The 21,265-nt window shown below is 70.0% G+C and carries 22 protein-coding genes; 6 read left to right on the top strand and 16 right to left on the bottom strand.

From position 1 onward, the window contains the following. Positions 1–134: 134 nt before the first annotated feature. From ACFU6I_RS28165 to ACFU6I_RS28180, 4 genes are all read right to left on the bottom strand, one after another. Positions 135–614, bottom strand: coding sequence for a (deoxy)nucleoside triphosphate pyrophosphohydrolase (locus ACFU6I_RS28165; protein WP_384371737.1), 480 nt, complete (start codon positions 612–614; stop codon positions 135–137). 73 nt (positions 615–687) lie between these two features. Then, positions 688–870, bottom strand: a complete 183-nt coding sequence (locus ACFU6I_RS28170; RefSeq protein WP_266981936.1) for an SPOR domain-containing protein — start codon at positions 868–870, stop codon at positions 688–690. A gap of 209 nt (positions 871–1,079) precedes the next feature. Beyond that, positions 1,080–2,861 carry a purine-cytosine permease family protein gene (locus ACFU6I_RS28175; RefSeq protein ID WP_384371739.1) on the bottom strand — a complete coding sequence of 594 codons (1,782 nt, stop codon included), beginning with the start codon at positions 2,859–2,861 and terminating at the stop codon, positions 1,080–1,082. A 301-nt stretch (positions 2,862–3,162) separates the two neighbouring features. Then, positions 3,163–3,915: a GntR family transcriptional regulator gene (locus ACFU6I_RS28180; RefSeq protein ID WP_384371741.1), complete on the bottom strand. Its 753-nt coding sequence runs from the start codon at positions 3,913–3,915 to the stop codon at positions 3,163–3,165. Positions 3,916–4,174: 259 nt separating this feature from the next. Between ACFU6I_RS28180 and ACFU6I_RS28185 the strand changes: the two genes are divergently transcribed. Further along, positions 4,175–5,584 carry a glycoside hydrolase family 18 protein gene (locus tag ACFU6I_RS28185; RefSeq protein ID WP_384371743.1) on the top strand — a complete coding sequence of 470 codons (1,410 nt, stop codon included), beginning with the start codon at positions 4,175–4,177 and terminating at the stop codon, positions 5,582–5,584. A gap of 69 nt (positions 5,585–5,653) precedes the next feature. On the opposite strand, the gene ACFU6I_RS28190 is transcribed toward ACFU6I_RS28185, so the two are convergent. After that, on the bottom strand, positions 5,654–7,237 hold the full coding sequence (locus tag ACFU6I_RS28190) for a S8 family serine peptidase (RefSeq protein ID WP_384371745.1): 1,584 nt from the start codon (positions 7,235–7,237) through the stop codon (positions 5,654–5,656). 227 nt (positions 7,238–7,464) lie between these two features. On the opposite strand from ACFU6I_RS28190, the gene ACFU6I_RS28195 reads away from it, so the two are divergent. Continuing rightward, positions 7,465–8,568 (top strand): threonine synthase, encoded by a 1,104-nt coding sequence (locus tag ACFU6I_RS28195; protein ID WP_384371747.1) that lies wholly within the window; start codon positions 7,465–7,467, stop codon positions 8,566–8,568. Positions 8,569–8,604: 36 nt separating this feature from the next. Here ACFU6I_RS28195 and ACFU6I_RS28200 read toward each other — a convergent pair whose 3' ends face one another. Beyond that, positions 8,605–9,087: a cupin domain-containing protein gene (locus tag ACFU6I_RS28200; RefSeq protein ID WP_384371749.1), complete on the bottom strand. Its 483-nt coding sequence runs from the start codon at positions 9,085–9,087 to the stop codon at positions 8,605–8,607. A gap of 320 nt (positions 9,088–9,407) precedes the next feature. Between ACFU6I_RS28200 and ACFU6I_RS28205 the strand changes: the two genes are divergently transcribed. After that, the gene (locus ACFU6I_RS28205; protein ID WP_384371750.1) at positions 9,408–9,848 is read left to right on the top strand and encodes a hypothetical protein; all 441 of its coding nucleotides are present in this window, start codon (positions 9,408–9,410) and stop codon (positions 9,846–9,848) included. Positions 9,849–9,863: 15 nt separating this feature from the next. Here the strand turns inward: ACFU6I_RS28205 and ACFU6I_RS28210 are convergent, their stop codons facing one another. The 7 genes from ACFU6I_RS28210 to ACFU6I_RS28240 form a co-directional block, all read right to left on the bottom strand. Continuing rightward, positions 9,864–10,367: a levansucrase gene (locus ACFU6I_RS28210; protein ID WP_384036758.1), complete on the bottom strand. Its 504-nt coding sequence runs from the start codon at positions 10,365–10,367 to the stop codon at positions 9,864–9,866. A gap of 309 nt (positions 10,368–10,676) precedes the next feature. After that, positions 10,677–11,132: a S26 family signal peptidase gene (locus tag ACFU6I_RS28215; RefSeq protein ID WP_384371752.1), complete on the bottom strand. Its 456-nt coding sequence runs from the start codon at positions 11,130–11,132 to the stop codon at positions 10,677–10,679. Beyond that, positions 11,129–12,961, bottom strand: a complete 1,833-nt coding sequence (locus tag ACFU6I_RS28220) for an ABC transporter ATP-binding protein (protein ID WP_384371754.1) — start codon at positions 12,959–12,961, stop codon at positions 11,129–11,131. Before ACFU6I_RS28220 ends, ACFU6I_RS28215 begins: the two co-directional genes overlap by 4 nt. Then, positions 12,958–13,515, bottom strand: a complete 558-nt coding sequence (locus tag ACFU6I_RS28225; protein ID WP_384371756.1) for a TlpA family protein disulfide reductase — start codon at positions 13,513–13,515, stop codon at positions 12,958–12,960. The genes ACFU6I_RS28220 and ACFU6I_RS28225 overlap by 4 nt, the downstream gene beginning before the upstream one ends. Positions 13,516–13,530: 15 nt before the next feature. Next, on the bottom strand, positions 13,531–14,064 hold the full coding sequence (locus tag ACFU6I_RS28230; RefSeq protein ID WP_384371758.1) for a MauE/DoxX family redox-associated membrane protein: 534 nt from the start codon (positions 14,062–14,064) through the stop codon (positions 13,531–13,533). A 73-nt stretch (positions 14,065–14,137) separates the two neighbouring features. After that, positions 14,138–14,317: a hypothetical protein gene (locus ACFU6I_RS28235; protein WP_345515323.1), complete on the bottom strand. Its 180-nt coding sequence runs from the start codon at positions 14,315–14,317 to the stop codon at positions 14,138–14,140. A gap of 73 nt (positions 14,318–14,390) precedes the next feature. Next, positions 14,391–14,924, bottom strand: coding sequence for a redoxin domain-containing protein (locus tag ACFU6I_RS28240; RefSeq protein WP_384371760.1), 534 nt, complete (start codon positions 14,922–14,924; stop codon positions 14,391–14,393). A 137-nt stretch (positions 14,925–15,061) separates the two neighbouring features. Between ACFU6I_RS28240 and ACFU6I_RS28245 the strand changes: the two genes are divergently transcribed. Beyond that, positions 15,062–15,832 (top strand): BTAD domain-containing putative transcriptional regulator, encoded by a 771-nt coding sequence (locus tag ACFU6I_RS28245; protein ID WP_384371762.1) that lies wholly within the window; start codon positions 15,062–15,064, stop codon positions 15,830–15,832. Between the two features lie 179 nt (positions 15,833–16,011). Here ACFU6I_RS28245 and ychF read toward each other — a convergent pair whose 3' ends face one another. Continuing rightward, positions 16,012–17,100, bottom strand: coding sequence for a redox-regulated ATPase YchF (gene ychF, locus ACFU6I_RS28250; protein WP_384036735.1), 1,089 nt, complete (start codon positions 17,098–17,100; stop codon positions 16,012–16,014). Between the two features lie 194 nt (positions 17,101–17,294). Here ychF and ACFU6I_RS28255 point away from each other — a divergent pair, with 194 nt between their 5' ends. Further along, positions 17,295–17,885: a DUF6542 domain-containing protein gene (locus tag ACFU6I_RS28255; protein ID WP_384371764.1), complete on the top strand. Its 591-nt coding sequence runs from the start codon at positions 17,295–17,297 to the stop codon at positions 17,883–17,885. Between the two features lie 9 nt (positions 17,886–17,894). Here the strand turns inward: ACFU6I_RS28255 and ppgK are convergent, their stop codons facing one another. Next, positions 17,895–18,632 (bottom strand): polyphosphate--glucose phosphotransferase, encoded by a 738-nt coding sequence (gene ppgK, locus ACFU6I_RS28260; protein WP_384371766.1) that lies wholly within the window; start codon positions 18,630–18,632, stop codon positions 17,895–17,897. A gap of 126 nt (positions 18,633–18,758) precedes the next feature. Next, positions 18,759–19,784 (bottom strand): 4-hydroxy-3-methylbut-2-enyl diphosphate reductase, encoded by a 1,026-nt coding sequence (locus ACFU6I_RS28265; RefSeq protein ID WP_384371768.1) that lies wholly within the window; start codon positions 19,782–19,784, stop codon positions 18,759–18,761. Between the two features lie 115 nt (positions 19,785–19,899). On the opposite strand from ACFU6I_RS28265, the gene ACFU6I_RS28270 reads away from it, so the two are divergent. Beyond that, a complete protein-coding gene (locus ACFU6I_RS28270) occupies positions 19,900–21,246 on the top strand; it encodes an APC family permease (RefSeq protein ID WP_384371776.1) in 1,347 nt (448 codons plus the stop codon). The last annotated feature ends 19 nt before the right edge of the window (positions 21,247–21,265 follow it).

Consider the following 21,265-nt stretch of genomic DNA (forward strand, 5'->3'; position numbering starts at 1 on the left):
CAACGAAGAACGTCCTGTTTACGGGGGCTAATCAGCACATACCCGATATTTAGGGCGCCCTATCGCCGGAATCGACGCGTAGGGCGTACGGGCGTACGGCGACGTGCGCGCAGCGCGGGCAGAGGGGCACCCGATCAGCAGCACGCACCGCCCGGCAGCCTCCGGGTCGACGCGGTCCCGGTCGGCGTGGATTCGGCCGTCGTGGATTCGACCGGCGCGGATCCGGCCGGGAGGCGGCGCATGGCTTCGGCGACGGCGGGCCGGTCCTGATCCAGCCAGTCGATCTCGTCACCCTCGCCGGGCCCGAGCCAGCGCAGCTCGTCATGGTCCTGGAGCGGCGCGGGCACGCCGGACACCAGTCGCGCGGTCCACACCTGAAGTACGTATCCGGGCCCCAGCGGCCACTCGCCGGGGATGCGCTCCAGCGGCTCGGTCTCGACGCCCAGTTCCTCGCGGAGTTCACGCACGAGCGCCTGTTCGCCGCTCTCCCCCGGCTCCAGCTTTCCACCGGGCAGCTCCCAGCGGCCGGCCAGCTCGGGCGGCGCACTGCGACGCGCGGCCAGCAGGCACCCCTGGTCATAGACGGCTCCGGCCACCACCACGCGATCACTCATAGGCCGGAGCGTAGTCCCCGGTTCCGCCCCTCACCGGCCCCGGCCCCGTACCACCCCCGTAGTCGCCCGTCGGTCACGGCCGGGCGCTCTGCCCCATGCGCTCCACCCAATAGAGCTGCTTGTGTCCGCGATTGTCGAGCTTGTCGGCGATCTTCTGCGCCTCGTCCCGCGTGGCGTACCTGCCGACGCGGTACCGATTGCCGTTGTCGTCCTGCCGTATCACCAGCCACGGGAGCACGGCACCGCCGTCGCTCATCGCGTCCCTCCCGAGCATTGAGCCCCTCCCCTGAACGGCGTGCACGTCTCTAAGGATCCCCAGGAAACCGCAGTACGCATATGCCCGAGCGTACGCCTGACCTTTACGCAACGGATACGTAATTACACAAAGAGGCACCGATCCGGCCAACGCGAAAGGGGCGCACCCATTCGGATGCGCCCCCGTGCCGCGCGGAGCGGTCGTGCCGCTTACGCCTCCGCCACCTCGGCCGGCCCCGGCGCCGTGCGCAGCGTCGGCATCGGCATGAGGACCGGGCCGGCGGTCGGATCCTTGCGGCAGACGTCCCCGCACTCCGTGTCGAGCGAGCAGCACAGCGAACAGATCGGCCCCGACTGGACCGGGCAGTCGGCGATGTCCGGGAGCTCGTAGGCGGTGTCGCAGACCGAGCAGGTGTGGGTGGCGGTGAGGTCCTCGATCTCGACGCCCGGCCCGTTCACCGGGTTGGGGCGGGCCAGGTAGTACGCGCCCTTCGTCGCCCACGCGATCAACGGGCAGAGCGCCAGGGAGAGTCCGGCGGCGATGAAGGTCGAGAAGGCCTCCGCGTAGGTGCCGAACAGCCCGAAGAAGGCGAGGATCGAAAGGGTCGAGGCGATCACCATCGCGCCGAATCCGGCCGGGTTCACCGCGTACAGGTAGGCGCGCTTGAACTCGATGTACCGGGGACTCAGACCGATCCGCTTGTTGATGACCAGGTCGGCGGCGACGGCTGCGATCCAGGCGATGCCCACGTTCGAGTAGAAGCCCAGCAGTTTGTTGAGGGCCGCGAACATGTTCATCTCCATCAGCGTGAGCGCGATGGCGAGGTTGAGGAAGATGTACCAGACCCGGCCCGGGTGCTTGTGGGTGATGCGGGAGAAGAAGTTCGACCAGGACAGTGAACCGCTGTAGGCGTTGGTCACGTTGATCTTGATCTGCGAGACGATCACGAAGACCGCGGCGGCCGGCAGGGCGAACGAGCCGAGCCACGGCCTCAGCGCCTCGATCTGCGGTGCGATCGGCTCCAGTGCATGTGTCTTGCCGACCGCCTCCAGCGCCACGAAGGCGAGCAGCGCGCCGCCGAGCTGCTTCGCCGCCCCGATGACGACCCAGCCGGGCCCGGCGACGAGCACCGCGAGGTTCCAGCGACGCTTGTTGGCCTCGGTCCTGGCGGGCATGAAGCGCAGATAGTCGGCCTGCTCGCCGATCTGGGCGATCAGCGAGAGGGCGACGCCCGTGCCGAGTCCGAACCCGATCCAGGAGAAGCCGGAGCCCGCGCCTTCCGTACCGCCGAAGGAGCCGAACGCGCCCCAGGCGTCCGGCGCTTCGAAGGCGAGTACCACGAACGGCAGGACCATGCCGACAATCCAGATCGGCTGGGTCCAGGCCTGCACCTTGGCGAGCGCACCCATGCCCCGGAAGACGATCGGGATGACGATCAACGTGGTCAGCAGATAGCCGGCCTGGACCGGCAGTCCGACGGCCTGGTGCATGGCCTGCGCCATGATCGAGCCCTCGAGGGCGAAGAAGATGAAGGTGAAGGACGCGTAGATCAACGAGGTCAGCGTCGAGCCGAAGTAGCCGAAGCCGGCGCCGCGCGTGACCAGGTCCATGTCGAGGCCGTACTTCGCACAGGCCCGGGCGATCGGAATACCGGTGAGGAAGATGATCGTCGCCGCGGCGAGGATCGAGGCGAGGCCGCTGGTGAAGCCGTAGGTGAAGACGATCGAGGCGCCGATCGCGAAGTCGGCGAGATAGGCGATCCCGCCGAGCGCGGTGCCCGCGACCACCGAGGGCGACCAGCGCCGGAAGGAATGCGGTGCGTAGCGGAGGGAGTAGTCCTCCCGGCTCTCGTCGGCGGCGAGTCCGGCATAGCTGCGTCCGGGAGGCGACGGGGCGACGGCCGGTGTCCCGGCAGCCCCGTCGGATCCGGGAGCTCCGGCGGGCTGCGCTTCCGGGACCCCGGCCGTCGCAGGGGTGGCTGTGTCCGTCATCGGTGACTTCCCGTTCGTCTGTCCGGTGTGCGGGTACGGACGGGAAGGTAGGAGCAGGACATGACAACTCGTTACGGCCGGCGATTGCCCCTCGGTTACGGGAACCGGGTGGGCGTTAACTCGTCGTCACGGGTCCAGGACAGACCGTCCGGGTATCGGTCACCCGACAGAAGTCCCGGCCGCAGGCCCGCCGGGGCCCGGAAGAGTCCCGCCGGCGCACTCGGCAAAGGGATCGGCGCCGTGTTCGACCGAGGGCTCGACAGCGCGCCCCGATGAAGCCCACCGGCGCGCGGACCGCCGCTCACCTGACAGGAAGGTGATAGGCGATCCGGTAGCGGTCGGCGGGCACCACCACATCCGCCGTCTCGACCGCCCGCCCCGATGCGTAGTACGTGCGCCCGATCACCATCACCACATGACCCGGCACACCGCCGAGCGCCAGGAGCTCCTCCGCCAGTCCCGGGCGCGCGCCGACCTGCTCGACCACGTTGTCCACGACGACATCGATCGCGGCCATCCGCTCGACCACCCCGCAGCCGCCCAACGGGCCCTCCTCCGGCAGCATCACCGGCGTGCGCCCCGTGATGGCGAGGGGCTCCCAGGAAGTGGAGAGCATCATCGGCTCCCCCGCTTCCCGGAAGACGTATCTCGTACGCATCACCCGGTCACCCGTCTCGATGCCGAGCCGCTCGGCGATCTCCGGGCTCGCCCCTTCCTGCTCGCTGTGGGACTCCCACGTCCCCCGCACCCCGTCCGCCGTCTGCTCCTGGCGGAACGGGCTGGCACCGGCGCCCGGACGGTATCCGGATCGGGCGATGCGACGCGGGACCGGGCGCTCGCGCACATACGTACCGGAACCGGAGCGCCCCTCGACCAGCCCTTCGGCCATCAGCACCTTGCGCGCCTCCAGCGCGACCGTGTCGGAGACTCCGTACTCCTCGCGGATACGGGCCTGCGACGGCAGGCGCGTATGCGGCGGCAGCGAACCATTGGCGATCTTCTCTCTCAGATCGCTCGCAACGCGCAGATAGGCGGGCTGCTCACCGAAAGTCACAGGCCACTCCCAACAGGTTGACAGTCTGCAACAGCCTGGCAACCGTCGGTTGTGGACCGCAAGCACAGGCCAATGTTTCACCCGAAGTGATGACTTGGCGCCGCACGACGCATACCCGACCCCCCGGCCGCCCCCGATCATCCGCGATCGGCTCCCACCCCTTGACCCGATTTGGTCCAGACCAATAGCTTCCTCTGCGCACAGCACACCTCACAGCACGGCTCTCATACCTCTCGGCATACGCACAGGAACGGGCCTCATGCGTCGAAGAACCCTGTCCGGACTCGCCCTCGCCGCCTCCGCCCTCTCTCTGGCGGCCGGCATCGCCCCCGCCTCCGCCACCGCAGATCGCGCCAGCAGCGGCACCGGAAGCCACGACCGCCGCGCCGCCGCGTCCGCCCCCGCCTACAAACGCGTCGGCTACTTCACCCAATGGGGCGTCTACGGGCGCGACTTCCAGGTCAAGGACCTGGACACGAGCGGCACCGCCGCCAAACTCACCCACATCAACTACGCCTTCGGCAACGCGAGCGCCGACGGCACGTGCCTGGCCGGCAATGTGCCCGGTGAGGCGGACGCCTGGGCGGACTACGTCCGTCCGCTCGACGCCGCCGAGTCGGTGGACGGCGTCGCGGACACCGACACCCAGCCTCTCGCGGGCAACTTCAACCAGCTGCGCCGGCTCAAGGCCAAGCACCCCGGTCTGAAGGTGATGATCTCGCTGGGCGGCTGGAGCTGGTCCACCCACTTCTCGGACGCGGCCCGCACCGCCGCCTCCCGCAAGGCATTCGTCTCCTCCTGCATCGACCTGTACATCAAGGGCAATCTGCCGGTGGACGGGGCGCGCGGCGGCGAGGGAGCCGCAGCGGGGCTCTTCGACGGCGTGGACATCGACTGGGAATGGCCCGGCTCCGCCGGAGACACGGACACGGTCCACCGCCCCGAGGACAAGCAGAACTTCACCGCCCTGGTGCACGAGTTCCGTACCCAGCTCGACGCGTACGCGAAGAGCAGCGCGAAGGCGCGGAAGGGGAAGGGGAAGGGGAAGGGGAAGGGCCACGGCGCGAGGCCGAAGCACTACGACCTCTCCGCGTTCGTCCCCACCGCCCCCGCCAAGATCGACGCGGGCTTCGACGTGCGCCGCATCATGCGGGACTTCGACTTCGTGAACCTCCAGGGTTACGACTTCCATGTCTCCGGCGAGAAAACCACCGCGCAGCAGTCCGCGCTGTACGCGAAGGGCGACTTCAGTGTCGACCAGACCGTCGGCGACTGGATCGAGCGCGGCGCCCCTGCCCGCAAGCTGGTGATGGGCATGCCGTTCTACGGTCAGGGCTGGACCGGCGTGACGGGCGGTGGCGACGGTCTCGGCCGGCCGGCCGCGGCCCCCGCACCCGCCACCTGGGCGGCGGGCTACGAGGACTACAAGGCCCTCAAGAAGCTGGCCGACTCCGGTATGTACAAGATCCACCGGGACGTGAGGAACGGGCACGCCTGGCTGTTCGACGGCACGACCCTGTGGACGTACGACGACCCGCAGGTGCTGCGCACCAAGACCTCGTACATCCGCAGCCACGGCCTCGGCGGCGCGATGTTCTGGTCGCTGGACGGGGACACGGAAGACGGCGAGCTGATGACCGCCGTCGACCAGGGCCTGGGCCGGCGTTAGCGGGCGAGAGGGTGTGGGGGCGGCCGCCCCCACACCCTCGGTCCGTTCACGGACCCGTCGTCGCACGGATCAGAACTGCAGGGCCCAGGAGTTGATCCTCCCGGTGTCGGCCGCGGCATTGTCGCTGACCCGCAGCTTCCAGGTCCCGTTGGCCACCTCCGACGAGGCGTTCACCGTGTAGGTGGTGATCACGTTGTCGGTGCTGCCGCCCGTTCCGTACGCCTTCAGGTTGTAGACCGACCCGTCGGGCGCGACCAGGTCGATCCTCAGGTCGCCGATGTACGTGTGCGTGATGTTGACGGGCACACTCAGCGCCGCGGGTGCGTTGCCGGTGACACCGGTGACGGTGATCGGCGACTCGACCGTGGAGTTGTCGCTGATGGTGTAACCCGTCGTGTTCTCGAACTTCGGGCCCGGCGGCGTCGTGGTGCCGCTGCCGACGTTCAGCAGCCGGTTCGGCGAACCCGTGCCCGGGCTGGTCACCACTCCGGTACTGGCGGCGGCGACCAGGCCGGCGGAGACCTGTGCGGGAGTGTCGGCCGGGTGGTCGGCCAGATAGAGGGCCGCGGCGCCGGCGACGTGCGGGGTCGCCATCGACGTTCCGGAGATGGTGTTGGTGGCGCTGTCGCTGGTGTTCCAGGAGGAGGTGATCGACGAGCCCGGGGCGAAGATGTCCAGCACGCTGCCGTAGTTGGAGAAGCTGGAGCGGGCGTCGGTGCTGGTCGTGGAGCCGACGGTGATGGCCTCGGTGACGCGTGCCGGGGACTTGGTGGAGGCGTTGGTCGACTCGTTGCCCGCGGCCACGGCGTAGGTGATGCCGGACGCGATGGAGTTGCGCACGGCGGCGTCGAGCACCGAGTCCGCCCCGCCGCCCAGGCTCATATTGGCGACGGCGGGCTTGACGGCGTGCGCCGTCACCCAGTCGATGCCCGCGACGACCTGTGCGGTCGTGCCGGAGCCGCTGTTGTCGAGGACCCGCACGGCGACGATCTTCGCCTTCTTGGCGACGCCGTACGCGGAACCCGCGACGGTGCCCGCCACATGCGTGCCGTGGCCGTTGCCGTCCTGCGCGGTGTTGTCGTTGTCGATGGCGTCGTAGCCGTACGAGGCACGGCCGCCGAAGTCGCTGTGGGTGATCCGGACACCGGTGTCGATGATGTACGCCGTGACACCCTCGCCCGCCTTGTCGGGATAGGTGTAACTCTGGTTCAGCGGCAGGGTCTTCTGGTCGATCCGGTCGAGTCCCCACGAAGGCGGTGACGGCTGGGTGCCGGAGACCGTGAACGTCCGGTTCTGCACGACGGACTCGACGGCCGGGTCCGCGGCGAACTTCTTCGCCTGTGCCTCGGAGAGCTCGACCGCGTAGCCGTTGAGGGCGGCGCGGTAGGTCTTCTTGATCGTGGCGCCGTACTCCTTGGCGAGCGCCTTGCCCTGCGTGGAGCCGGCGTCGGCCGCCGCCTCGTCGAGCGTGACGATGTAGCTGCCGCTGATGGCGCCCTGCGCGCCCGCGTTCTCGATCCGGCCTTCCGCCGCGGTCCCGGCCGCGGCGGCGGGGAACGCCGCCGCGGTGGAGAGCGCGAGGGCGGCGCCTGCTATGACGCTCGCCGCAGCGAGTCTTCGACGCGCGTGGGGGGTGTGACGCATCACTGGCATGTGGGGGGGTCCTCCTCAATTGCGGTGCTTTGGCGTAGCGTTGGGGGTCGCTCGGGGACGGACGAAAAGCATTGACGTGAGCATGACAAGCGCAACGCCGGCTTCCGCGCTGCCCGTTCCCTGCTGCCAGCGAAAGATTGACCGATCCATGGGAATCCCACAAGACGGCCTTGAGGAACGCCATACCTTTGCCATCCACCCGCCACACGGCTGACATGCTGGCGGACATGGCCACGTATCTCTGCCCGCAGGACGGCACCCGAGCCGACACCACATCCCTGACCTGGTGCTGTCCGGTCTGCCGCGGCCCCTGGGACCTCGACTTCGAACCGGATGCGCCGCTCTCCGTCAACGCGCTTGCCGCACGCGTCAATTCACTGTGGCGTTACGAAGAGGTGCTGCCCCTCTCCTCGCCCACCACCAGCCTCGGCGAGGGCCGCACGCCACTCGTACCGCTCACCGGCACGGTCTCCGCCAAGCTCGACTTCCTGATGCCGACCCTCTCCTTCAAGGACCGCGGCGCCGTGATGCTCGCCGAGCTGGCCCGCCGCCTCTCCCCCGGTCGCGTCGTCGCGGACAGCAGTGGCAACGCGGGGACGGCCGCCGCCGCGTACTGCGCGCGGGCCCGACTGCCCTGCACGGTGTACGTCCCCGAGGGCACATCCCCGAAGAAGACCGAGCAGATCCGGGCCCACGGCGCCCGCCTGGAGATCGTCCCCGGCGACCGCGAGGCCACCGCGCTGGCCGCCAGGGCCGCCGCCGACTCCGCCGGCACCTTCTACGCCTCGCACGTCTTCAACCCGTACTTCCTGCACGGCACGAAGACGTACGTGTACGAGATGTGGGAAGACCTCGGCGGCAGGCTCCCCGACGCCATCGCCGTGCCGGTCGGCAACGGCACGCTGCTGCTGGGCGCGGCGCTGGCCACCTCGGAACTCCTCGCCCAGGGCCTGATCGACACGCGTCCCGCCCTGATCGCCGTGCAGGCCGAGGCCGTGTCGCCGCTGGCCACCGCGTTCCACCGAGGCGCGGACGGCCTGCCCGACCCTCCCGGCCGGGCCGCCCCCGCCGCCCCCACGCTCGCCGAGGGCATCGCCATCCCCCGCCCGCCGCGCGCCCGACAGATCCTGGCGGCGGTACGGGAGTCGGGCGGCACCTTCCTCACAGTGACGGAAGATCAGATCCGGGCCGCACAGAGAGACCTTGCGGCCCGCGGTTTCTACGTCGAGACGACCGGGGTCGCCTGCTGGGCGGCGGTCGGCGACTGGACGGACCGCAGTGTCGTCGTCCCCCTGTGCGGGGCTGGACTCAAGACGGGCCTGGCTCCCTGATCGGGGAGCTGCCGACGGCGAGGGAGCGAGCCGGGGTCAGTCCGTCCAGTACGTGTCGTGCTTGATGAAGAACTCGGTCCGCTCCTCCTCCGACCACTGCGCGGCCTCCGCCACCTTCTCGAAGTAATCCTCGCGCGGCGCGCCCGGTGTGAACAGCAGCAGCATCGACGCCGGTGCCTCGGAGTCGTTCCGGAAGGCGTGCAGTCCGCCCTGCGGTACGTAGACGAAGTCGCCCTGCGTCGCGTCGACCCACTGCGCGCCGTCGTAGATCCGCACCGTCCCGTCGAGGATGAAGAACGACTCCGAGATGGACCGGTGGAAGTGTGTGGCAGGGCCGCCGGATCTGGGCGCCATGTCCATCCGGTAGAGCCCGAATTCGCCGTGCGTCGTCTCCGTGGTCGCCAGGTAGTGGGTACTTCCGCCGCTGCGGGTCAGCAGATTCGCCGCCGTGCTCGCCGGCCGGTACGTGGCGCTGATCTCGCCCTTGCCGTCCGTGTACGTCGGTTCCGGGTACGACATGCCGTTCTCCTCCGTCGATCGAACTGTCAGCCGATCACCCCACGCGTCGCCCGCCCACGGCGTCGGCGTCCTTACGTTCGCACAGTGAGCGTCGCGCGCGTCTCTCTCACCACGGTCCTCCCCACCTGATCGCGGGCGCGCTGATCGCCCCGCCGGCGCCCCCCGCACACGGCGTCTCCCCCGACCGCCGCCGTCCCCGCTCCGACGGCCGGTGGCCGGGGACACCGAGGCCGCACGGGCGCACCGCTCGGCCGAAACCGCTCGCGCACGCCCCCGGGGGCGGTGCATCATGGACGGCATGACCGACACGCGAAAGGCCCATGCCGCGTAGGCCGCCGGCCGCCGTCCGCAGGGGCCTGCGGCACCGTCACCGCCCGTGGGAGAGCCGGGCCGTGGTGCCCGGGCTCTCGATGCGCGCCCTGACCGAACTCGCCCACGCCGAACGGGAACGCTTCTGGCCGGGCGCCGCGTACGAAGCGTTCCGGCACTGGCGGCAACTGGCTGACATCCCCGGGCAGGGAGTGCTCTACCCTCTGCGGACGGGTGTGGAAGGACTGGTCGGCCAGGGCGACCACTGGGGTCCGGAGGCATGGCGCGGCGTGCTCGACGTGCTCCTGCACGCGCTTTCGCCGCACTGCGCCCGCGAGTTACGCGCAGTGCTCGCCCCACTCGACGAGCGGTTCCTGCGGCACACCCTCAACGATCCTGCGGCCGGATCAGCGGACACCCCGTGGTGGCTGAGCCGCCTGAAGTACCCCTGACCCCGGACCGGTTCCTCAGCCCTGCTGCGGCTGGAAGTACAGGGCACCCTTCTCGATGAGGTGCCCGGCGTAGGCGCGCCCGATGGCCGGCTTCCCTCGGTACAGCCCCACGTACCCCTGCGCCGTGTCGACGACGACCGGACGGGCGAAGCAGGCGAATTTGTTGCGCTGCTTCTCCTCCGCCCAGGCCATCGCGGCCGGGTCGATCCGGTCGCTGACCAGGAGGGGGAAGCAGGCGACTCCGGTCTGCATGCCGACGGGCAGCCCGCCCTTGTTCTTCTTGGCGTACGCGAGCACCTGTGTGGTGAACGTGTCGATCACCGGGACGGTGATCTCGGGCACGGCGGCGGCCACGGTGAACAGATGCAGGTTGGTGGCCGCCCACCGCATCCGGAAGTCGGCCCGCCGGCCGACGAGAACCGGCACGCCCGCCCAGTCCTCCCAGCGCGGCCCGCAGCCGTCGGCCGCCAGTCGGCCCTCGACCGAGGCCAGGTAGTTCCGTATCGACTCTTCGCTCATGGCGGCGATTGTCCACGGGCCGGGCACGCTCCGGAAGTCCGGAGCGCCCTGTGGGTTCACAGGGTGCGCCGAGGCCGGTTCCGCAGCGGTCGCCGACGCGGTGCGGGGCCCGCTCCGGCAGGATGGGCACCAGGACGGACTGCAGGAACAGCCGCGTGGAGCCACTGCAGCGAGCCGGGCGCCAACTGGCTCTGGACGACCCGGAGTCCACGGCCGACCTGGTGGAACGCTTCATCGGAACCGGCGCCTGCTGAGGATCGGGGTCGGCATGGGCCCGCGCTGTGCAGGTCCGCCTCGCGCATCAGACGCTCACGACGCCGCAGCGGCACGCAGGCGGAACAGGACAGTTCCGATGAGCTTCTCCTCGGGGCAGTAGCCCAACTGTTTGGAGTCCATCGAGCCCGGCTTCTCGCCCAGGAGGACGAGCATGCCCGGCGGCACGTGGGTACCGGGGCATCGGCCGGCCCAGTGCGGTACGGGCTCTCCGGCGACGGCGACGATGCGTTTGACGTACCACGAGTCGGGCGTGGTGCCCGTGGCGGAGTGCCAGCCGTGCTCGGGGTGGGGTGCGACGACGACGGCCACCCGGCCCGTGGCGACACGGCGTCTTCCACGGAGCATGAGGATCCGGTCGCCGGGCATGAGGGTCGGCGACATGCTGTGTCCGCGGACGGTCACAGCCACCAGCCGCCCACGCGCCAACAGGGCTGCGGCGAGGACGAGGAGTCCTGCGAGGGCGAGGAGCACCGGGGCCGCGGCGGTCACCGGACGGTCTCCTCGTAGCCTTCGGCTTGCGTGGTGAAGAGCTCGGCATAGGTGCCGTGGGCGGTCATGAGCTGTTCGTGGGTGCCTGTCTCCTGCACGGTTCCGTCGGCGATGACGACGATGGCGTCTGCGGCGCGGACGGTGTTGAGGCGGTGGGAGACGAGGATGCTCGTCGCGCCCCGGCGCAGTGAGGTGAGCCGGTCGTGGACATGGCGTTCGGCGACCGCGTCGAGGCCGGTGCCGGGTTCGTCGAGGATCATGAGATCCCGTTCGGAGCGCATCAGGGCCCGGGCGAGCGCGAGGCGCTGCCACTGGCCGCCCGACAGCTGGACACCGGGGCTGGTGTCTTCGGTGTCGTCGGGGAAGAACATCCGGCTGAGCATGGTGTCGTACCCCTGTGGGAGGCGGGCGAGGGCGGTGTGGATGTCCGCGTCGGCGGCGGCGGCGTGGATGCGCCCATGGTCGTGGAGAGAACCGAGGTCACCGAGGCCGATGTTCTCCCCGGCGGTGAGGTCGTACTCCATCGGGTCCTGGAAGACAACGCTGACTCGCCGGCGCAGCTGGTCCGCAGGGAAGTCCTTGAGGTCGATGCCGTCCCAGTGGATGCTGCCCCGCTGCGGGTCGTAGAGGCGGCACAGCAGTTTGACAAGGGTGCTCTTGCCGGCGCCGTTGAGACCGACGACGGCCAGGCTGGTGCCGTGCGGGATGGTCAGGCTGATTCCGCGGAGGATCCACGGTCCGTCGTCGGTGTAGCGGAACCAGACGTCCCGGAGTTCGATGCCGTGGCTCAGGGACGGTGGGACGATCGGGGCGGCCGGGGCGGGGAGGTCGTCCCGGACCTGGGTGACATGCAGGTAGTGGCTGAACAGCAGAGCCGTCTGGTGGCTTTGGGCGATGCACCCCACCAGGCCGACGAGTGCCGACTGCATGCCGGCGAGGGCGGCGACGAGGAGGGACACGTCACCGGCGGTGAGGGCGTGTGCGGCGGCCTGGTGCACGCCCCAGACGAGTGCGCCGGTGGAGACGCCGGCTCCGAGGACGGCGAGGGCCGTCTCGTGGGTGACGAGGCGGCGGTCGAGGCGTTCCTCCTGCCGGTTGATGCTGTCGAGATCGGTACGCATGCGCTGCGCGAAGTAGCCGCCGAGGCCGTAGAGGCGGATCTCTTTCGCCGCTTGTGTGTCGGTGAGGAGCCCTCGGTAGAAGATCTGGCGGCGGGCGAGGTTGCTGGTGCGCCAGAACATGTCCGCGCGATGCCGGCTGTTGGCCAGGTGGGCGAAGAGGGCCGGAACGGCCGCGGCGACGAGGACGGCTGCCAGAGTGGGACTGATGAGCAGGAGACTTCCCAGGAAGCCCGCCAGGGTGAGGACTCCCTGGGCGCCCTGGAGTGCTGCACCGACGAGTCGCTCGGCCCCCTGCGCGCTTTGGATGGCGAGTTGGACGCGGTCGTGGAAGGCGGGCTGTTCGAGCTTGGACAGACCGCTGAGCCGGTTGACAGCCGTGAGCAGGTCGGTCTGGGCCCGGGTGGAGGTGGCGCGGCGGATGCGGCCGTCGGCGTAGGAGGAGATGGCTGAGGCGGCGGCGAGGAGGACAGTGAGCAGGCCGATGCCGGCCGCGGCCCAGTTGAGGTCCGAGGCGCGGAATTCATCCGCGGTGAGGCTGTCGACCACGTACTTGAGCAGCCAGGAGGCGGCTACGGGGGCTGTACCCGCGATGACGACGGTGGCGATGCGGACGGCGAGTGCCCCGGGGCAGGACCGCAGCGTGAGGGCGAGTACGGCGGTGAGGCCCCGCAGGAATTCGGCCGTACGGGAGGTGGACCGCCCGCTCATGCGGTGAGGAGGTTGAGCGCGGGCAGGGAACCTTGGCCGATGCCTGTCTCGGTGATGGTCCCGTCGGCGTCGAGGAGGACGAAGGTGGGGTGGTGACGTACGCCGAAGGCGCCGGCAACGGGACCGTTCGGGGGTTCGGTGGCGGTGAGTTCGGTGAGCGGGCCGACTGCTTCGAGCAGGGGGCCGGCCTCGGTGGGCGGTCCGTTGATGACGGCGACGAGATGCGCGCCCGACGGGGTGTTCGCCTCGGCCCACCGTTGGATCTCGGGGAGGCTCTCCCTGGTGGGCCCGCAGTCGGGGCGGAGGAAACAGACGAGGGCGGGGTGCCCGGCCAGGGTGGATTCGCTGACTTCGCCCCGGGGGGTGTGCAAGGTGAAAGCGGGGGTGTGGTCACCTTCGTGTACGGCGAGGGCTGGAGGGCCCGAGGCCGGGGCGGGGGCGGGGGCGGGGGCGGCCATCATGGCACGCCAGCGTTTGACGACCGCGAAGGTGAGGAGGGCGTTGACGAGGGAGACCGCGGCGAGAAGGGCGAGGCCGGTGATGGCGTAGCTCACTCTGTGATCGTCCTTTCAGCGTTGGCCGGTGCGGGCGGAGAAGAAGAAGGCGAGGTCGTCGGTGAAGACGGCGAACACGGTGAGATAGCCGGCGATGGCGACGGCGAGCGCGAGTGCGGGGGCGCTGATGGGAGTGGTGGTGCCGTGGGTGAGGGCGATGGCGCCACCGAGGAGGGCGAGCACGGTGAGCGTGGCGTTGCGGGCGACATGCCAGGGGCCCATGGGCACAGTGGTCCTGCTGCCGAAGCAGGGGCAGCCGGCGGAGCTGCGGCTCCGCATGGTGGTGACGGCGACGGCGCTGAATGCCGCGCACAGGGCGGCGGCGACGGCCAGGCCCGCGGTGAGCGTCCGAGGCAGGGCGAGGAGTACGGCGGCGATGAGCTCCGCCGCGGGCACCAGGACGGCGAGAGCCGGCCGGGCGGCCGCCGGCAGGTAGGTGAGGTCGCCCAGTGCCGTGGCGAATCGGCGGCGGTCGCGCAGCTTGGCGAGACCGGCCACGGCCAGCACGCAGATCAGGGTCAGGCGGCAGACGAGCAGCAGGTCGGACAAGGGTGACTCCGAAAGAATGGGTCCTGGGCCGGCGGACACGGGGCGGGCCGCGCGCGGCCCGCCCCGTGGTTGTTCAGCAGTAGTTCCAGCTGCCGCAGCTGACCCCGCACGCGCCCGTGTAGCAACAGCGGCGGCACCGCTGGGCGCTGGTGCTCCACTCGGTCCAGCAGTCCGGCGCGCAGCCTGCCTCGGCTTCGGCCTTGGGCAGAATCCGCTCGAGCAGGCGGCCCGCACCGGCCTTGAGTGTGCGCATGATTCTCCTCTTCCTGTGTGGATGGGATGTGCGTACTCCGCGGTGCGACCGCGGTCCGCGATCGCACCGGGGTTCAGGAGGCCGCCGGTACCGGTTCGCGGCCGGCGGCGGAGGGAGCGGCGACAACGCCGTCCCGGTAGCCGAGGATCGTGGGGAAGGCGGGGACGCGCAGAGCGCGGAACAGTGGTGATGCCTCGGGCCCCGGTACCACCTCGTCCGCAGGCCCGACGAGTTGGGCGGTCAGGCTGCTCTCGCCGGCTTCGGCGCCGATCACCAGGGCCAGGACCCGGCCGCCTGCCGCCCGCGCCCGGTCGGCCCGTTCGGCGAAGTCGGGGAGGCTGTCGGTGCAGGCCGGGCAGTCGTGGGAGAAGACGCCCAGCAGCAGCTCCCCGGAGCGGAAGTCGTCCTGGGTCAGGGTCCGGCCGCTGAGCGCGGTGGCGGTGAAGTCCGGTAGCCCGTCTCCGGGTTGCGGCCCCTGGGCTGCGAAGTCGTCGCGTCGGCGTACGACTTCGAGCTCCTGCCAGCGACGCATGATGACCATGAGCAGGACGAGGTTGAGCAGGGCGACGGCTCCGACGAGCACCAGACCCGCAATGACGTAAGGCAAGTTGCGACCCCCCTGGCCGGTTGCACGGGGGAGCAGTGTGATAGACGAGGCCTGTCGGAAGGATGCCAACACCTTGCCAGGAACATGACGAGCTGAGCATGATTGCCGCCATGCTTGCCACGGGGTCGCATTTTCGAGTGCTCGGCAGAGTTGAGTGGTCCGTCGACGGACACCCCAGAGCCATCGGCCGCCGCCGCGAGCGTCTGCTGCTGGGTTTACTCCTGCTGGAGATGGGCCGGCCGCTCCCGATGGACCGGCTGATCGATCTGCTGTCGGACGAGGACGAACGACCGCCGTCCCGGACCGATCTGTATGTGCATGTCTGCCGGCTGCGGGCGAGCCTTCGCCAGGGCGGGTGCGACGGGTCGGTGCGGCTGGTGCGGAGCGGTTCGACGTACGCCCTGACCGGCGATCCGCAGCTGGTGGATCTGCACCGCTTCACTCAGCTGGTCAACCGGGCCCAGCGGGCCACCGAGCCGCAGGAGGTTTCACGGCTCGCCTCGTCCGCCCTGGCCGAGTGGCGGGGGGCGGTGCTGGAGGACGTCGCATCCGAGCGGACACGCCGAGGTGTCGGTACCGCTTTCCAAGAACTGCTGATCTCGGCACAACTGCTGCGTGTCGCTGCGGAGTTCAAGCTGCGTAACTACTGGTCGCTTGCCGCGGAGCTCGCGCGGCTCACCGAGGACCATCCGGAAAACGAGATGCTCCTGGCCTTCCGTGCGGCCACGCTCTACGAGTGCGGCCGTCGCGCGGACGCGCTGCGAGTGCTGTCCTCGGCGCGAGCACGAATGACCGCGCGGCTGGGGTTGGATCTGAGCCGCGAGCTGCAGGATCTGCGCGACGCGATCCTGCGGGGCAATCCCATGGACCGCGGCATCTTCCGCTGTGGCGCCCTGGGCGCCGTGTGATGCGCCGTGGCATCCCCACCGACCCGGCACGGTAGTGGTGAGCAGGGGTGACGGGGGACGAAGAATCGGATTTCCCGGCACCGTCCCGGCACGGGAAGAACCAGGGGCCCGACTCCGAAGAGTCGGACCCCGTCTGACCTGCATTTTTACCAGATCAGCGAGTGGTGCTGAGTCGCCCGCTACACGTTGAAGCGGAACTCCACCACGTCGCCGTCCTGCATCACGTACTCCTTGCCCTCCATGCGGGCCTTGCCCTTCGCGCGGGCCTCGGCGACCGAGCCGGTCTCGACCAGGTCCTCGAAGGAGATGATCTCCGCCTTGATGAAGCCCTTCTGGAAGTCGGTGTGGATGACACCGGCCGCCTCGGGGGCCGTGGCACCCTTCTTGATCGTCCAGGCGCGGGCTTCCTTCGGACCTGCCGTGAGGTAGGTCTGGAGGCCCAGGGTGTCGAAGCCGACGCGGCCGAGGGTGGCCAGGCCGGGCTCATCCTGGCCCATGGACTGGAGGAGTTCGAGGGCCTCGTCGTCGTCGAGCTCGATGAGCTCGGACTCGATCTTCGCGTTGAGGAAGATCGCCTCGGCGGGGGCGACCAGGGCGCGCTGTTCGTTCTTGAAGTCCTCGTCGACCAGTTCGTCCTCGTCGACGTTGAAGACGTAGAGGAAGGGCTTGGTGGTGAGGAGGTGCAGCTCGTGGAGGAGCTTGCCCTTCTCGGTGCCCGCGGTGATGCCCGCGGCGAAGAGGGTCTGGCCGGACTCCAGGATCTTCTGGGCCTCCTCGACCGTGGCGAGGACCGCGACCTTCTCCTTCTGGAGGCGGGACTCCTTGGTGAGGCGCGGGACGGCCTTCTCGATGGACTGGAGGTCGGCGAGGATCAGCTCGGTGTTGATCGTCTCGATGTCGTCCTTGGGCGAGACCTTGCCGTCGACGTGGACGACGTTCTCGTCCTTGAAGGCACGGATGACCTGGCAGATGGCGTCGGACTCGCGGATGTTCGCGAGGAACTTGTTGCCGAGGCCCTCGCCCTCGCTCGCGCCGCGCACGATGCCGGCGATGTCCACGAAGTCGACGGTGGCCGGGAGCAGCTTCTGGGAGTTGAAGATCTCCGCGAGCTTGCTCAGGCGCGCGTCGGGGACGCCGACCACGCCGACGTTCGGCTCGATCGTGGCGAACGGGTAGTTGGCCGCCAGCACGTCGTTCTTGGTCAGGGCGTTGAACAGGGTCGACTTGCCGACATTCGGCAGACCGACGATTCCGATCGTGAGCGACACGTTGGCGACTTCCTGCAGTAAGGATGGATGGGCCGATTCTCCAGTTTACGGGCGGGGGCAAGCGGGTAGTCACAGATCCGGTCCGGGCCGATCCGGTTCCCGTTCGGCCATGTGGCATCGAACTCATCGCCAAGGTCACCCAAAGGGCGTGTCCCACGCCTCTGTCCTCACGCCTCGCGACCTACGTTGTCCCGGTGGAGCAGCCCAGAACACGTCCCCCTCGGCACCGGCAGTCGCCTCAGCAGCCCCCGCTGTCCCCGCAGGGCACCCTCGACGAGGCCGACACCGCCTATCGGGCCGTGAGCTCGCCCCGCCCCCGGGCACGCCCGGTGGCGCCCGCCGTGCTCGCGCTGCGCCGGCTGCCCAGTCCTCGGCTCACCGGCATCGGTGCCGCATTGTTCGCCGCCGCCGTCATGTTCTCGCTGGCGTGCCTCGACCGGCTGCTGCTCGACGGTTCGCCGGTGGTGTACGGGGTGCTGTTCCTGCCGGTCAGCGCGCTGACCGCACTGTGGGTACGGCCGGCGGACCTGGTGACCGCACCGATCAGCGTGCCGATCGCGTTCGCCCTCGGTGTGATTCCGATCTCCGGCGGCACGGGCGGCTTCGGCGGGCAGACGATGGCGGTCGTCACCGCGCTCGCCGTCCATGCCGGCTGGCTGTACGGCGGCACGCTCGTCGCGGGGCTCATCGCCACCGTGCGCAAGGTCCGGCTGATGCGGCAGCGCCGGCGGCGGATGCTGCTGGCCGCGCGGACGGCGCGGTCCACCCGGCGTCCGAAGGATTAGCTCCCCCGGTCAGCTGCCCGCCGCGGCCATGGCAGCGCCGACGATGCCCGCGTTGTTCTGCAGCTCCGCGGGGATCATCTCGGCCCGTACGTGGTCGATCAGCGGCAGGAACTTATCCGCCTTGCGGCTGACTCCGCCGCCGATGATGAAGAGCTCGGGTGAGAACAGCATCTCCACATGGGTCAGGTACCTCTGCACCCGGTGCGCCCAGTGGTGCCAGCTCAGATCCTCGTCCTCCTTGGCCTTCGTGGAGGCGTGCTTCTCGGCGTCGTGTCCGTTCAGCTCCAGATGGCCGAGCTCCGTGTTGGGCACGAGCTGCCCGTCGATGAAGACAGCGCTGCCGATCCCCGTACCGAACGTCAGCATGATCACGGTCCCCTTGCGGCCGCGCCCGGCGCCGAACGTCATCTCGGCGATTCCCGCCGCGTCGGCGTCGTTGAGGACGGTCACCGGAAGGCTCAGCTTGTTGCCGAGGAGCGTGCGGGCATCGGTGTCGATCCAGCCCTTGTCGACATTGGCCGCTGTGCGGGTGATACCGCCGGTGACCACGCCCGGGAAGGTGATGCCGACCGGTCCCGACCAGTCGAAGTGGCCGACCACCTCGGCCACGCTGTCGGCCACGTCCTCGGGCGTGGCCGGCTGCGGTGTCAGTACTTTGTGGCGCTCCTGCGCCAGGTCTCCGCGGCCCAGGTCCACGGGAGCACCCTTGATCCCGGATCCGCCGATGTCCACGCCGAAGATCTGCATGCGACCCACGGTACGGGCCCGCGCCGCACCGTGCCCCACTTCCCGGGGCACGGGTCCGCGCCCCGGGGAGTGAGGGACGGATGAGAGGCCGCCCCACCGGTGTGCGCGGCCTCCTGCACCGGGTCGTTACTTCGCGGAGAGCGCCTCAGCCTCTGCGCGCAGGTCCCGGCGGAGCTCCTTGGGCAGCGAGAAGGTGATCGACTCGTCGGCCGTCTTCACCGTCTCCACGTCTGCGTAGCCACGCTCGGACAGCCACTCCAGTACGCCGTCGACCAGCACGTCGGGGACGGAGGCCCCGGAGGTGAGGCCGACCGTGGTGACGCCCTCCAGCCAGGCCTCGTCGATCTCGTGCGCGAAGTCCACCAGATGGGCGGCGGGGGCGCCCGCGTCGAGGGCGACCTCGACCATGCGGATCGAGTTCGAGGAGTTCTTGGAGCCGACGACGATGACCAGCTCGGCGTCCTCGGCCAGCTTCTTCACCGCGATCTGGCGGTTCTGCGTGGCGTAGCAGATGTCGTCGCTCGGCGGCGAGAGGAGCTGCGGGAACTTCTCCTTCAGCGCGTCCACCGTCTCCATCGTCTCGTCGACCGAGAGCGTGGTCTGGGAGAGCCAGACGACCTTCGACTCGTCGCGCACGGAGACGCGGGCGACGTCCTCGGGGCCGTCGACCAGGGTGATGTGGTCGGGCGCCTCGCCGCTCGTGCCGATGACTTCCTCGTGGCCCTCGTGGCCGATCAGGAGGATGTCGTAGTCCTCCTTGGCGAACCGGACCGCTTCCTTGTGGACCTTGGTGACCAGCGGGCACGTCGCGTCGATCGTGGCGAGCCTCCGCTCGGCGGCCTCGGCGTGGACGGTCGGTGCGACGCCGTGCGCGGAGAACATCACGATGGAGCCCTCGGGGACCTCCGCGGTGACGTCGACGAAGATCGCGCCCTTCTTCTCCAGCGTCTGCACGACGTACTTGTTGTGCACGATCTCGTGGCGGACGTAGATCGGGGCCCCGTACTGCTCCAGGGCCTTCTCGACGGCGATCACGGCACGGTCCACACCCGCGCAGTAGCCACGGGGCGCGGCGAGCAGGACGCGGCGCGTGGCGCCCGCACTCGGGTCGGTGGCGGGTGACGGGCTGGGCGTAGCAGTCATGCGTCCCATCGTAAGGCCGTGCCGAACAGGCGCGGGATCAGCCGGGTCGGGAGACTTGCCCATACGCGACGTACGCCACGTACGCCCCGTACGCGACTGTGTCCGCGCGATCTACGGAGGGCTCATGGCCGGCAGCGGTACGGACAGGGCGGGACTGCGGCGGACGCTCGGGTTCCGGGATCTGGTGGTGTACGGGCTGCTGTTCATCGCGCCCATGGCGCCTGTCGGCATCTTCGGCACGCTCGACGCGAAATCGGGCGGTGCGGTCGCGCTCGTGTACGTCGCGGCGACCGTCGTCATGGCGTTCACCGCCTTCAGTTACGCCCAGATGGTGCGGGTCGCGCCGCTGGCCGGTTCGGTCTTCGCGTATGCGCGCAAGGGGCTCGGGGAGGGGCCCGGGTTCATCGCCGGGTGGATGGCGATGCTGGACTATCTGCTGATCCCGGCGGTCGCCTACCTCTTCTCCGGGATCGCGATGAACTCGCTGGTGCCGTCTGTGTCGCGGTGGGTCTGGACGGCGCTCGCGGTGGTCGTCACCACGCTGCTCAACCTGTGGGGGGTGCGGGCTGCCGCCCGCGTCGGCTTCGCGGTGCTGGCGATGGAGATCGCGGTGCTGGGGGTGTTCCTGGTGTCGGCGGTGGTCGTGCTCGTGCGGGACGGGGCGCAACGCGGCTGGTGGACGCCGTTCACCGGGGACTCCGGCTTCTCGACGTCGGCGGTGCTGGGCGCGGTGTCGGTGGCCGTGCTCTCGTACCTGGGCTTCGACGCCATCGCCTCGTTCGCGGAGGAGGCCACCGGGGGCTCGGAGAAGGTGGCGCGGGCGGTGCTGTTCTGTCTGGTGATCGCGGGCGTCCTGTTCGTGGCGCAGGGCTATCTGGCGGCCCTGCTGGAGCCGATGACGTCGGCGGAGCTGGCCGCCCATCCGGCCGGGCAGGGGTCCGCCTTCTACGACACGGTGGACTTCGCCGTCGGCACCTGGCTGCACGACCTGGTAGCGGTCAGCAAGGCGATCGGGGCGGCGTTCGCGGCGCTGGCCGGGCAGGCGGCGGCGGGGCGGCTGCTGTTCGCGATGGCCAGGGAGCAGCGGCTGCCCTCGATGCTGGCACGGGTCGACCCGCGGTCCGGGGTACCGCGGACCGCGATCCTGATCGCCGCGGCCGTGACGCTGGTGGCGGCGGTCTGGGCGGCCCGGCGCGCCGACGGCCTCGACCATCTGGTGTCGGTGGTCGACATCGGTGCGCTGACGGCGTTCGTACTGCTGCACGCGTCGGTGATCGGCTGGTTCGCCGTGCGCCGGATGGACGGGCCGCCCAGCTGGTGGCGGCACGTGCTGGTGCCGGTGGTGGGTGCGGGGGTGCTGGTCGCGGTGATCGCGGAGGCGTCGGCGAGCGCGCAGGTGGTGGGGGTCTTCTGGCTGGCGGTGGGGATCGTGGTCCTGGCGTTGCAGTGGGGGCGGCACCCGGCTGCATGACGGCCGCCCCCACGACAGG

Origin of the sequence: Streptomyces sp. NPDC057486 (genome assembly GCF_042802415.1) — a bacterium.
Classification (GTDB): domain Bacteria; phylum Actinomycetota; class Actinomycetes; order Streptomycetales; family Streptomycetaceae; genus Streptomyces; species Streptomyces yanii.